6 protein-coding genes are annotated in these 14181 nt (G+C 43.1%); 3 read left to right on the top strand and 3 right to left on the bottom strand.

Annotated elements, in window-relative coordinates:
* Positions 1-2: 2 nt before the first annotated feature.
* Positions 3-5003: a hormogonium polysaccharide biosynthesis protein HpsA gene (hpsA, locus tag LC605_RS17000; RefSeq protein WP_229548696.1), complete on the bottom strand. Its 5001-nt coding sequence runs from the start codon at positions 5001-5003 to the stop codon at positions 3-5.
* A gap of 701 nt (positions 5004-5704) precedes the next feature.
* Positions 5705-6361, bottom strand: coding sequence for a methylated-DNA--[protein]-cysteine S-methyltransferase (locus LC605_RS17005; RefSeq protein WP_229548697.1), 657 nt, complete (start codon positions 6359-6361; stop codon positions 5705-5707).
* A 239-nt stretch (positions 6362-6600) separates the two neighbouring features.
* Between LC605_RS17005 and LC605_RS33000 the strand changes: the two genes are divergently transcribed.
* The 3 genes from LC605_RS33000 to LC605_RS17015 all read left to right on the top strand — a co-directional run bounded on the left by LC605_RS33000 (position 6601) and on the right by LC605_RS17015 (position 11158).
* Positions 6601-6726, top strand: coding sequence for a hypothetical protein (locus LC605_RS33000; protein ID WP_267868572.1), 126 nt, complete (start codon positions 6601-6603; stop codon positions 6724-6726).
* Positions 6717-9329 (top strand): PAS domain S-box protein, encoded by a 2613-nt coding sequence (locus LC605_RS17010; RefSeq protein WP_229548698.1) that lies wholly within the window; start codon positions 6717-6719, stop codon positions 9327-9329. Before LC605_RS33000 ends, LC605_RS17010 begins: the two co-directional genes overlap by 10 nt.
* Before the next feature lie 89 nt (positions 9330-9418).
* On the top strand, positions 9419-11158 hold the full coding sequence (locus LC605_RS17015; protein ID WP_229548700.1) for an ATP-binding protein: 1740 nt from the start codon (positions 9419-9421) through the stop codon (positions 11156-11158).
* 437 nt (positions 11159-11595) lie between these two features.
* On the opposite strand, the gene clpB is transcribed toward LC605_RS17015, so the two are convergent.
* On the bottom strand, positions 11596-14181 hold a 2586-nt coding region (clpB, locus tag LC605_RS17020), incomplete at its 5' end, for an ATP-dependent chaperone ClpB (protein ID WP_229548699.1).

Below are 14181 nucleotides of genomic sequence, written 5' to 3' on the forward strand. Positions count from 1 at the left end.
ATTTATGGCGATGGCGGCAAGTCAGATGGTATGGATGATGGACAGCCACTTGGACGATATTGACTAGGAACTGCATTTGTGTAAGTTACTGTCACTCCTGTTGTCGGGATACCTGTCTGGTTGCTAGCTTCACCAGCACAGAGCAATGTTTTCACCCAGGTGTCATCCCGTCCAACTTCCCTAAAGAATTCATTGGGGCGTCCTGTTGGGGGCGCGGTGAACCTTTGGGCAAATAGGTCTGGTTGCTCTGATAAAAGACCAACATCAAACCCCCAATTTCTATTTGTTGGTGCGAAGTAGAAAGGTAAGATACCATCACCGTTTCTAGTTGGGTAAGTGTCTAATGAGTAGTCAAAAAGGCTGAGATTATAAGTAGGACTAGCAGCGGCATTGGTTTGTCTGTTTGTGAAAATGGATGCAATTGGCGCGGTGGAGAAGCTACTCCGCTTTAATTGAATAAAGCTACCGCTGATTTTGGCTGTCCTGTTCTCCCAGTTTTCCAAAAATCTCACAAAGTTTTGCAAACCTGCTGAAATTTCATCTGTTCTACTGGGACTATTTCCTAATACAAAGGTGGCATTGAATATAGTGTTGCTTGCCTGTTGTAACCAATTAGTCCTAAAGTCATCCCCTGCGGCTACTGCAGCTGCGTCCGTTCTTAAGTTGGAGGGAGTACTATTTGCATCATGAATTTGTAAGACTGGTACAAGAAGCGGTTGACCATCTAAATCAGGACTACCATCACCGTTAGCATCAATGGGAGGATAATAGAATAGCGGTCTGTCACTTGCGTATGTTGCTTGTGCTATGTCTCCTGGGTTAGTTGTGCTATTTGTGGTTCTAAACCAGAGAGCGTAGATATTGTTGGTGGTGTCTACTAAACCGTAATTAGTGCCATAAGTACAGCCATTATTGGTATAAGCTGCACCAGTCGTATCTAAGGGACAACCTATACCCATAGGTTTGTAAAAACCAGAACTACTGGTAACCAGGTTGTTGTTATTGTCGCGGGCAAATGCAACCCGACGGGGATAAAGACGATCTGTGGTCAATTCACCTTGCAGGGACAATCGATCTGAACCTGTATCACCAGCTCCAAGCCGTTCTCTGATGCTTTTAGTATTGCTGCCGGTTGGAAATTGAGTAGTCCAATCTGATGGCATTGTGCCGCCATTAGCAGCAAGTATGGCTTGTCCCAGTTGATATGTCCTGACGCTTTGTTCAGCAGCAGTTAAAGAGCCATCTCCATTCCTATCAAATCCCACAGACCAATCATTAGGTCCACACTCTGAAACTACCAAGTTACGGCAAATTTCCATGACATACAAGGGTTGACCTCTAACTCGACGCTGAATTGGTGTCACTCCATTTGTTAAGTAAGAACCAATAGCTGCTGTTCTGGGATAACCGTTACCATTACTATGACCTGTCCAAAAAGAACTGGTAGTATAGCTGTTTTCCCAAAAACCATTTTTCAGACGATTTCGCCTTTTTTCATCTAAAGTGGGTAAAGTCGTGGGACTTAAGCCATCTTCTACAGTAATGCCCGTGTTATTGTTTAAGTCGTAGTCTGCGAATCTCCGCACACCATCTACGAAACTGTCGGAAAGTAAAGTCATGGAATCGGCAATAATGGTTGCTGGTCTCCAAAGGTCGCCCCCAGTTCCAGGACAGCCTGTTCTTCCTGCACGACAAGCAAAGTTAGTATTGGCAGTACTGCGATCGTAGAAGTTGACACTTGCTGACTCTATTTCTGTAAATTCCTCAATTTCTGTAGTGTCAGTTGTACCTGTGCGGTGCAAATTGAAGTTGCCTTTGATATATGCGGGCAAATTTGTTACCAAAATCAGACCTTTTTCTTTAGCATTGTAAGTGTTAGCACTAGTTCTTGCTAAAGTTCCTCCATTAATCAGCCGGATTCCGTTCGGGCGACGAGTTGAGTCCAGCCGAAAATCGGTTGGGCTGAGTAACTCTGATTCACTAGTTGTATCACTCTCATCACGCAAACCATCATCTCTAGATGCGTAAATAATGCCACTGTAAGGTAATAAGTACTCGTTAGCTGTTATTGCTGTGGTGGCTATACCTGCGGCTAAACCTGTTGTGGAACTTAAATCAATATCTGTAACTCGAATTTCTAGAGGTTGACGTTGTTCTAAGTCTAAGTTGTATGTAGTTGGTGAACCTGATGTACTCATCTGCTTCACTTCCCTAGCATCAAGGAAAGTTGCTTCTCTGATTGCACCATGTTTAGGCTGGTCGCTAGGAGTAGCAACAAAACCAGCCTCATTACTCAGGATTGAAATAGCACAAAGTGCTGTGTCAATTGCTGAATAATCAGCTAGCTGTAAACCACTACTGGGTACTGTATCGGGTAGAGTACCAGCATTAGTAGCCTTCATGTTTTCCAAGGCAACTTGTAACGGTTTGTTAGCCCAACGCCCATTGGGAAATTTCAAATTAGCTTGTCGTTGTAGACGAGCTTTATGAGTTGTAAAAAATGCACCTCTTCCGGTTGTCGGGTAAGAGTAAACAACGCCGTTGTTTGATCGACCTTTGGTGGTATCTACACCATATCCACCATTTTGATTAACTTTGTTTTTAACTGTATCTTCATTTGAGGGGTCGTAGTAGCTGCTTACACAAGCAATTGGTTCTTGATCAGTGCCATGATCTACTTTGTAATGATAAACAGCTGTAGCCCGCATCAACAGATCGCCTTTGAGAGTAGTACTTCCAGGACTTGACATCGGCATGGTGTCAGGCCAAACCGGAATATCAGTAGTGTCAGATGGGGTGGGATCTGGTGGATCTAGTAAAAATGAAAAAGTTGGGCGATCGTAGAATGCGCCAGTTGTTGTGCCGGCAATATCAGGATCGTCTACATAAATACCTGCACCAGTAACGATCCGGACACCACCAACGTTGTCTAATTCGTTTACGGGATTTTTGGCGGCATTTTCTTCCCAAAAGCCATTACGGTCAGATAGACCTAAGTCAGCAAGTGCCTGTATTTGAGTGTTGCGCCATCTTGCTGGTGGTTCTGAACCACTTCTAGTCCAGTTAACCGTAGTGCCAGTACTGTCTAAAATTGGCTGCTCAGCCTCTGTACCAACATATTTTCCGTCTTTTAGCCACAGAGCAGGAAGGTTATTGCCTACAAAAACGCGATCGCCTAAATTGGTTTGAACACCTTCTTTCTTCTGTAGATTTGGCTGTGTGGCTTGTAGCTGAGAAGTCTCTACAGAGGGAGGTGATGTTGCTACACCAGTGAACTGGTTATTGGAGTTTAGTGGTTCCCTCCAACTTGCCTGAGGTTGTAAACTAATAGAAATGGCACTATATCCAGTTGTTGCACCCGTTCCAGTAGCGTCTGGTACTTCTGCAAAAGGTACTCGACGGGTACGATTTCGCAAATAAATTTCTATTTCGTCGGAGAGGATATTTTTGGCTGTAGTGAGATCATCAGTGCTTTGTACTTTGGTTTCAACGTTGGTTATTACATCTGCTGGGTAACTACTCAATTTAACAGCCGCTTCGAGAGCGCTAGCAGTAGTTGCGCTAGTACACGTTGTGCATAAAGCGATCGCAGTAGTCTTCATTGCAGCAATGCGTAGATTGTATGCTGCATCGTTGAATCCGATACTACCACCACCACTAGCATTTGTAGATTTGTTGCTGGCGTTAATGGTAGCAGGGTTAGTTTTAACATCACTGTTCCCAAAACCTTTGTACAAATCAACGTTTACATCGTTAGCACTAGTTTGAGAAAGGCTACCATTTCCGACATTTCCCCCAACAGTAATCTGCCCGTTTTCTTGATTGAAGAAACAGGATGTTTTGCTGCTAACTTGCCGGAAAGTTATGTTACCGTTGGAGCCACCAGTTCCAACTACCCCAACAAGGAGGTTGCTGTTGGTGTGAACTCTTCCATTCAACAATAATCTTGTACTACCACCAACTATGACTTCTAAATCATTCTCAAACCAAACGGCATTATTTGCTAGGGGAACGCGACTGCGGTCTTGCTGAAACTCCAGTGCTACAAAGCTTTTGTTACCTTTGTATTCTTCGGAATTACTTTGATTAATAGACCCAGTACTTGTTGGCAGACTATCATAAATCTGTTTAGTAATAGGCACATTAACGGTATAAACAAAGAAGCTTTTACCCAGATTGCCACTATTTAGCTTATACCAACTGGAATTGCCCACTAAGCTAGAAAAACCAGATGCATTGCACTGCTGGTTTGAAGAGTCATTATCCATTGGTGGGATTCTAGCTTCTAGGGCTTTTCTTTCACGAGTAAACTCTCCTGCGCTGTTTCTAGGTGGTGTACGGAAGTAAATTCCATAAAGAGTAAAGGTGTCTTTTTTGCCGTTATTGTCTGTGTCAACGGCATATTTCCAAGCTGTTTTTAATGTTTCGTCCTCATTTACAAAGTCGTCGCTGGGGTCAGATGGAGTCCCGTTATTGTTTATGTCACCAGTTTGGATACCTGTAATACCATTAAATTCTAAAGCCAACTTCAGGCGAGTCTCATCACCAAGCCTATATTTGTCTTTTTTAATAGCATCATATAAAGCGTTATCAGAGGGAATTCCTCGTGGTAGTGTTGGGTCTTCTAGTAGTGCATCTAATTTGGCTCTAGCACGATCAATGGCTGGGGTAGCAGCGTTAAGTACAGCCTCGTTCACTCGAACATTACTGGCATTCTTGGAGCGTTCAAAAGACCGAAACAAAATTGCAGTTGTCAACAACACAACTACCAAAGTTACCATCGCCACTGTTGGCAACAAAAATCCAGCATTCGCTGATCCGCGTCTTCTTGGAGTACCAAAAATAGTCCGCAGGAGCCAAATGAGTTGCTTGTTAATTGCAGATAAAAATTGTTTGCTAACTTGTTTTAAGGTCTTTTTAATTGCCTTGACTAGCTGACGTTTTTGAGACACAGCTGCTTCACTGTCAAGTGGATTGTAGGGAATTTTTCTATGTTTTGACATCTAAAATCATGCCGAATAAATATTTTTACAGGCTAAATATGAGACTATATTTATGTAACCACTGCCTCTGGTTTTACTAACTTTTAAAAATCAGCTAAAACAAAATAGATTTTATTTAAAGTTATATCATTAATGAATTGTTTGTTTTATCCGAGAAACACTGATTTTTTCAGAATTATTTATAGCGGTTATCCCTTGGATGCAGTACGGTTTTGACTCAATACGGTTCGGTTAGTGATATTTTGTCCCCGAAGATCCCCCCAACCACCCTTAAAAAGGGGGGCTAAAACCTTTCCCCCCCTTTTTTTAAAGGGGTCACCATAGGCGGGGAAATCTTAACCGAACCGTATTGGGTTTTGACTTCTCTCCTACGAGGAGACAGACTTTGAGTCTTACTCCCCTTCCCTTCAAGGGAAGGGGTTGGGGGTTAGGTCTGTATTGGACTCAACTGCAAACTGCTATAATTCAATTTTAATAAGTAACAAAATCATAACTTCACAGTAAAATTGCGGAAATGTATTTTATTTGAAGGCAAATTTATGAAGATTTTGTTAGCAGAGTAAGCTTATAATACCCACCTGTTAAAGGAAAGATATCAGTTAGGTGCAAAATAATCAGATGTTCGGCTGAGATTCTCAACTTTTATAAAAAGTCGGGAATATTGTTGTTCATATTAGACATCTGGTGAAATTAAATATGCGTTACCCAGAACCCTTGTAGAGACGTAGCACTGCTACGTCTCTACATTCTCCTATGTTTATTGCTTTTATAGCAGTCTGTTCTGATTCTTGCATCAGAAGTTTTTGTTTGCGGTCAATTCCCCAGCGATAGCCACCAAGATTGCCATCACTTTGCAGCACACGGTGACATGGTATAATTAGCGCTGTTGGATTAGCTCCACAAGCATTACCGACCGCGCGGACTGCCTGGGGTTTGGCAATATCACGGGCAATATCAGTGTAGGTGCGGGTTTGGCCATAGGGAATTTTTTGTAATGCTTGCCAAACCCGTTTCTGAAATGCTGTCCCCCGTATATCAACTGGTAAATTGAGATGTGTTTCATCTCCGGTAATCAAGTCGAGGATTGACTGTATCCAGTCTTTGTGTGTGTGGTCATCACGCATGATGTGCGCTTGGTGAAATTCCTTAATCAAAGTGTGTTCAAGGTTGTCTGCTTCATCACCTAGTTTGACGGCGCAGATACCCTTTTCTGTTGTTGCCACAAGCAAATATCCTAATGAACATGGAGCGATCGCATAGACAATGCTGATTATCTTTCCAGCTTGTTGGTAAGTTTTTGGCGTCATTTTTTTAAAGATGTTCACTGCTCGATGAAACCGGGCTATAACAATAGACATCTGGTGAAATTGAATATGCGTTACCCAGAATCCTTGTAGAGACGTAGCAGTGCTACGTCAAAACAATTCTTTTTCACCAGAGCGGGGTTTGTTGGGTTTCGCAAAGGCTCAACCCAACCTACAAATATTAAAAACCTACGCAGTATTGCAACCGATATATCATTATTTTCTTCCAAATATGTCCTTACTTCAATTATTTCGCTCTCTTGGTGACTGGGCGTTCCTGAACTGATTCGCCCTTGGATAGTGGTTCACCCGATTGGGTGAATGCGATCGCAGCATCCAGAACTACTCTGAAAGTAGAGCCGCTTTTTCTGCTGTTAGTGATCACGCCAACAGTCAGAAAACTCTCACAATGGTTATGATTGCCTTGAATATTATGCCAATTGCTTATATATCAAAGGGTCAAAGAGTGGATGAAATTGTAAAATCACTGGATAAACCAGATTTTAAACCAGAGAAGATCACTCTGTTGGAAACAATTGCTGCCAATTTACCGGGGATGATTTTCCAAATTCTGCAACGGCAAGATGGTTCTGTATTTATTCCTTATATTAGTTCTGGTTGTAAATATTTGTATGAATTAGAACCAGAAGCTGTACAGGCAGACTTCCAGATGTTACACAAACTGATTCATCCACAGGATATAAAAGCTTTTGCCGAATCTATTGCCGTTTGTAGAACCACTGTTACACCTTGGCATTGGGAAGGTCGCATTATTACGCCTAGCGGCAAACTTAAGTGGATTGAAGGTACTTCGCAACCAGAACTACAACAAGAAGGCAATTTGCTTTGGAATGGTTTGGTCATGGATATTACAGACCGAAAACTAGCCGAAGAAAAATTGCAAGAGAGTGAGGCGCGGTATAAAGCAATTTTGGATGCTATCCCCGATTTGATGTTTCGCATTAGCCGTGATGGCGAGTATCTAGATTTGAAAAGTGAGGGAGCAAATGTCACTCTTTCAAGAGAAGAAATAGTTGGGAAACATATCCATGAGTTATTGCCTAGTGATGTTGCAACGATTAGCCTGGAAGCGATCGCTAAAACTTTAGATTCTGGAACTTTGCAAACTTGTGAATATCAGCTAACAACGCCTTTGGGAGTCAGAGATTATGAAGCGCGGTTGGTAGTGAGTGGTGAAGATGAGGTACTAGCAATTGTCCGAGATATCACAGAACGCAAACAAGCAGAAGTTGCCTTACAAAATCTAGCTCAAAAATTTGCGAAAGCTTTTAGTTGCAGCCCCGATTCAATTACTATTAGTACGCTGCAAGAAGGACGCTTTATCGAAGTTAACGACAGTTTTGTAAAACTCTCAGGTTATGAGCGAGATGAGACGATTGGGAAAACTTCTTTTGAGTTAAATCTTTGGGTACAGGAGGGCGATCGCCTAAATTTATTGCGGGGGTTGCAAGGCACTGGAGTTGTTCGCAACTTGGAATTTGAATTTAGACAAAAGTCTGGCGAGATAATTACAACGCTACTTTCAGCCGAAGTCATTGATTTAGATGGTATCCCCTGTATTTTAGCAGTCCATCACGACATTACACAACGCAAACAGGTAGAAGCGCAATTCCGCCTTTGTGCAGAACGCGATCGCTTGTTGGCAGAAACCCTAGTACGAATTCGGTCTTCCCTTAACTTAGAGCAAATTCTCCAAACCACTGTGACCGAAGTCAGGCAATTTCTGCAAGCAGATCGAGTTTTCATTGGTTTAAATAATGCCAATTTAGGAGTCAGAACTCTTGCCGAATCAGTAGATCCCAAGTATCCATCAGTCTCAGGTTGGTCTACGAATGATGAAGCTTATCTACAAGAATTGAGAAATTTACTCAAAGATAATTTTGTGCGTGTCATTGAAGACATAACGCAAATAACAGTATCTCCGAAAGTCAAAGCACACTGTCAAAAATTCCAAACGAAGGCTACTTTGGCTGTACCAATTATGCTAGGTAACGAATTATTTGGGGCGTTGATTGCTCACCAATGCTCAGGGCCACGTCATTGGCAGCCAATGGAAATTGATTTGTTACAGCAGATGTCAGAACAAGTAGCGATCGCTATTCAGCAAAGCCAGATCTGCCAAAAACTGGCAGAACTCAACACTAATTTAGAACACCAAGTACAAGAACGGACTGCACAGTTGCAGCAGAAAATGCAAGAAGTTGAAAAATTGCATCGTGTCAAAGATGTTGTTTTGCACACAGTTGCCCACGATTTACGAACTTCGGTGATGGGTAACTTGATGGTGTTAAAGAATTTGTTACATCAGGGAGTCGAGCAGGTAAGCAGGGGGAAAATTACAGCAAGTCTTTCCCCTCTACTCCCCATCTCCTCTGCCCCTCTGCCTCTTTCCCATGCCCAATCCCCAATTGCCGTATCTAGCTCAATCATCGAGCGGATGATTCAAGGCAACGATCGCCAACTGACGATGATTAACTCATTGCTAGAAATTAATTCCTGCGAACAACAGGGTCTTGAAATTAAACCGCAACCTGTACAATTTACCACCCTACTGGGAAAAATATTCGCCCAGTTGGAACCCTTACTCACACAAAATCAAGCAACCCTGAAGAACTTGGTTTCCGCCGATTTCCCGTTAGTAATGGCAGATGGGAGTCAGTTGCAGAAAGTTTTGGCAAGTTTAATCACACATAGCCTGCAAAATAATCCACCAGGATTAAATTTTACCCTAAGCGCCGTCGTTGAGGCGGGAATGATTCGCACTCAAATTCAAGATGACGGCGTGGCAATGACTAAAGTAGAGTGCGATCGCCTTTTCGATCTCCATGTCCGTGATCCTCAAGACTGCTGTTCCACAAGCATTGGCTTAAAAATGTATCTTTGTCGCAAAGTTATTAAGGCACATGGCGGCGAAATTGGTGTTATTAGTAACCGCAAGCGCGGGTTAACTTTCTGGTTTACATTACCTTTGGCAACTTCATCCGCAACAAATCGGCCATAAATCACCAAAAAATGAGACGGTGTTATTTTGTGGCAATGTTGAGTTAGGGAAACACCCTCGACGGTATGGGCAAAATTGCTCGGATGCTAATGGCTAATCCATTTACAACAGTGCAAAGGTGGTGGAAAAAAACCTTTTCTGCACCAACCGCAGATGAAATCACTAGTCTTTACAAAGATTGGCGTAACCGTTTTTTGTGGCAAAGATTGCGTTTATGGTTATGGCTGGCGCTGATTTGTCTGTTGTCTTTTACTCTACGAGACATTTACGGCTTGTTTTTCCCTTTTCAAGAGTTGCAGAAGCTGCCAGAAGAACTTAGAACTCAACGCCTTGTAATTAATGTTGCAATGCTTGCGAGTATAATTATTTGCTTTGCTTTACATAAAACGAAGTTAGGTCGTCATCATCCAGATTTATTATTTTTGGGGTCTTCTTGGTCAATTAGTCTCGCATCGCAGTTGTTTGCCACTCTTCGAGGTTTCGCACTACCTGATACCATCGGCTGGTCGCTGCTGTTTTTGAGCCAAGCTGTGTTGATGCCTGTCTGCTGGATTCTTCACTTGCTGACTCAAGTAAGTGTGCTAATTTACTATTTTGGTGTGAATACGGCACTTGGACTAAAAACACCAATGCCTGACCACCCAGGAATATATAATGTAACGTTCATATTATACATTTTTTGGTTTTGTACTATCTGCGACATCGGTGTTTATCTGTACGATCGCCTGCAACGTTCTGAGTTTTACGCCCGTCAAGAACTGGAATCTGCCTACCAAAAGCTTAAGGTTGCAGAAGCTAAATATCGCAGCATTTTTGAAAACGCCGTTGAAGGGATTTTTCAAAGCAGTCCCGATGGACATTACATTACGGCAAATCCGGCTTTAGCACGTATTTATGGCTACTCCTTAGCGGAGGAAGTAACAGCAAATTTTACTGATATTGAACAATTGTACGTAGATCCGAACCGTCGCGCCGAATTTGTCCGCTTAATGGAAAAATATGGCAGTGTTTCGGAGTTCGAGTCTCAAATTTATCGCCAAGACGGGAGTATTGTTTGGATTTCGGAAAAAGCTTACGCAGTGCGTGACGAACATCTTAAACTGCTTTACTACGAAGGTTTGATTGAAGACATTACCCAGCGCAAGCAAACAGAAGAAGAACTACGAGTATTTTTCCATGCAGTTTCCCACGACTTACGCAACCCAGTGCTGGGTACTTTAATGGTGCTGAGAAACCTGCTTGCACGTCCAGAGGAAAATATTTCGATTTCACGCTCAATTTTAGAGCGGATGATTCAAAGTAGCGATCGCCAACTGAACTTAATTAATTCGTTGATGGAAGCTCATGTCAGCGAAGTGCAAGGTGTTATTTTACAACGTCAAACCGTAGAATTGCTGGCAATTGTCCAAGCTGCGATCGCTGATTTAGAGCCGTTGCTAGCACAAAATCAAGCAACCTTGACAAATCTGGTATCCGCAGATTTGCCATTAGTGAATGCAGATCCCACGCAACTATGGCGAGTTTTTTCTAACTTAATTGTCAATGCTCTCAAACACAATCCCCCTGGATTGCTCTTGACAATCAATGCTACCCGTAAGGATGACAAAATTTATTGTACCGTTAGTGATAACGGTGTGGGAATTAGTCAAGAACAAAGCGATCGGCTTTTTGACCTTTACTTTCGTGGTACAAGTATCCGCAATTCTCTAAGTTTGGGATTGGGGTTATATCTGTCTAAGCAAATTATCCATGCTCACGGCGGCGAAATTGGTGTAAACAGTGCATTGGATGCAGGGGCAACTTTTTGGTTTACATTGCCTATTAGCTGATTAAGTAAGTTGGCGCGAAAAAATCAAAGTATTTTACGAAACGTAAATGCTTTGAGATTCCCCCTAATATCAGGTTCGGTTAAACACTAGACATCTGCTGAAAAAGAATTGTTTTGACGTAGCACTGCTACGTCAAAACAAGGCTTCTGGGTAACGCGTATTTAATTTCACCAGATGTCTACTACTTCTCTTAAGATACAAGTTGAAGAACGAAACCCAACATTTTATCCCAAGTGTATTGAGACCTAACAAGAACAGCCCCAACCCTTGTAGCGTTGGGGAGCCAATCTTCAAAGCCCCTCTGTGCTTCGGAGAGGGGTTTGGGGAGAGGTCTGCCGACTTGTGTATACAACATGGTAGCCCCGCTCTTCGGGAGGGGACACAAGGCGTAACTTTGGGGGGGGAAATTTCATCAAAATCAACAGCCTAGCTAGGTGCTATGTAGCAATCTGTGGTACTGACACCTTCACCAGCATTTTTTTGCTAAAAGACAGACCAGTTTCACCTTTGTCAATGATTATCGTGTCTCCAGAGATAAAAGTATTTTCCAATAACTTGGTGGCGAGGGGGTTTTCTACTTCTCGCTGAATTGCCCGTTTGAGTGGGCGGGCACCGTAAACGGGGTCATAGCCTGATTCCACAAGGTGATCACAAGCAGATTGGGATATCTCAAAGAAGATTTTTTGCTCGCGGAGGAGATTTTCTACACGCTTGAGTTGAATGCGGATGATTTGCCGCATTTCTGTGCGGTTTAAAGTATGGAAGAGAATAATGTCATCGACGCGGTTGAGAAATTCGGGGCGGAAATGCGATCGCAATGCTTCCATTACCCTCACCCGCATTGTTTCATACTTGGAATCATCGCCAGATATATCCAAAATATGTTCGCTACCAATATTACTAGTCATGACAATGACGGTGTTCCGAAAATCTACTGTCCTTCCCTGAGAGTCCGTAATTCTCCCATCATCCAACACTTGCAATAAAATATTGAACACATCGGGGTGGGCTTTTTCTACTTCATCCAGCAGCACCACCGAATAGGGACGACGGCGAATCGCCTCGGAAAGTTGACCACCTTCTTCATAGCCTACATATCCTGGGGGCGCTCCCACAAGGCGAGAAACTGAGTGTTTTTCCATGTACTCAGACATATCCAAGCGCACCAATGCATCATCAGAATCAAAGAGAAACTGAGCTAAAGCGCGGGCGAGTTCGGTTTTACCCACACCTGTAGGGCCCATGAACAAAAATGAACCAATGGGACGTGAGGGATCTTTCATCCCCGCACGGGCGCGGCGAATCGCTGCTGCGACTGCTTCTACAGCCTCTTCTTGTCCAATGACTCGTTCATGTAAATGACTTTCTAGTTGCAGTAATTTTTGCCGTTCTGATTCCAACAGGCGATTAACGGGGATTCCTGTCCATTTGGCAACGATTTCGGCAATGTCGGCTTCGGTAACTTGTTCTCGCAGTAAGGTGGAACCTTGGTTTTGAATTTCTAAAAGGTTCGCTTCTTTGGCTTCGCGATCGCGTTGCACTCCTTCTAATTTGCCATATTTCAGTTGGGCAGCTTTATTCAAATCATAAGCACGTTCCGCCTGTTCGATTTGCACTCGCAGCGCATCTTCTTCTTTCTTTAAGGCGCTTATCGCCTCCAGTATCTGCTTTTCACCTTGCCATTGCTCATTAAATATTAGTTGTTTTTCCGTTAAATTGGCGATTTCTTGCTCAATTCGCTCCAACCGCTCTCTAGTTTGGGGAATACCCTTTTCTTCGCCAGCTAATGATAACTTTTCCATTTCTAACTGCATGAGGCGGCGATCAATGGTTTCCAATTCGGCTGGTTTGGAGGTAATCTCCATTTTCAACTGGGCGGCGGCTTCATCCACCAAATCAATGGCTTTATCTGGTAAAAAGCGATCGCTAATGTAACGCGCTGACAGGGTTGCTGCTGCTACCAAAGCCGAATCAGAAATTTTGACGTTGTGATGAACTTCGTAGCGTTCTTTCAATCCCCGCAGAATGGAAATAGTATTTTCCACTGTTGGCTGATCGACAAATACTTGCTGAAAGCGGCGTTCTAGGGCAGCATCTTTCTCAATGTGTTTGCGGAACTCATCGAGGGTAGTAGCGCCAATGCAACGTAGTTCTCCTCGCGCCAGCATTGGTTTGAGTAAATTTCCCGCATCCATTGCCCCTTGTTGGTTGGAACCAGTGCCCACTACGGTATGTAGTTCGTCAATAAACAGGACGATTTGACCGTTAGATTCCGTAACTTCGCGGAGAACAGATTTTAAACGGTCTTCAAATTCACCTCGGTATTTTGCCCCAGCAATTAAACTGCCCATATCTAAAGAGATGAGTTGGCGGTTCTTCAGAGATTCGGGAACATCACCGTTAACCATGCGCTGTGCTAAAGCTTCAGCGATCGCCGTTTTACCTACCCCAGGTTCACCAATTAAGACGGGGTTATTTTTACTACGACGAGATAATACTTGAATTACCCGCCGAATTTCGTCATCCCGCCCAATTACCGGATCCAGTTTTCCAGCTTTTGCCTGTTCTGTCAAATCTCTACCAAATTTTTGTAAGGCTTCATAGCGGGATTCTGGGCTTTGATCTGTCACCTTTTGGCTACCGCGAACGGTTTTGATAGTAGCTTCTAGTTTAGCTGTATCCGCACTAAAGCTTTTGAGTAGCTTTCGTCCAATGCGATCGTCTTCAGCAAAGGCCAAAACTATGTGTTCCACGGAAATGTAGGAATCTTTCATCCTGACTCTAGCTTCCTCCGCTCTGTCTAGTAAAACATCTAAATTCCGGCTAAGGTAAAGCTGATCATTTTTTCCAACTTTCGGCTGACGTTGGGTAAAGGCTTCTAGCTGCTGCTGTAAGCGGATTGGATCGACCTCAGATCGAGCCAGGATACGTATTGCTAGACTAGTGGGTTCTTCTAAGAGGGCGAGAATTAAATGTTCAACATCTAGTTGCTGTTGTTGATAAGCACGGACTATATCCTGAGA

The organism is Nostoc sp. CHAB 5836 (genome assembly GCF_020829445.1).
In the GTDB taxonomy this organism is placed as follows: domain Bacteria; phylum Cyanobacteriota; class Cyanobacteriia; order Cyanobacteriales; family Nostocaceae; genus Nostoc.

Coding starts and splice junctions, on each gene's coding strand:
- hpsA (WP_229548696.1), bottom strand. CDS start 5,003: ATGTCAAAACATAGAAAAATTCCCTACAATCCACTTGACAGTGAAGCA.
- LC605_RS17010 (WP_229548698.1), top strand. CDS start 6,717: ATGGTTATGATTGCCTTGAATATTATGCCAATTGCTTATATATCAAAG.
- LC605_RS17005 (WP_229548697.1), bottom strand. CDS start 6,361: ATGTCTATTGTTATAGCCCGGTTTCATCGAGCAGTGAACATCTTTAAA.
- LC605_RS17015 (WP_229548700.1), top strand. CDS start 9,419: ATGGCTAATCCATTTACAACAGTGCAAAGGTGGTGGAAAAAAACCTTT.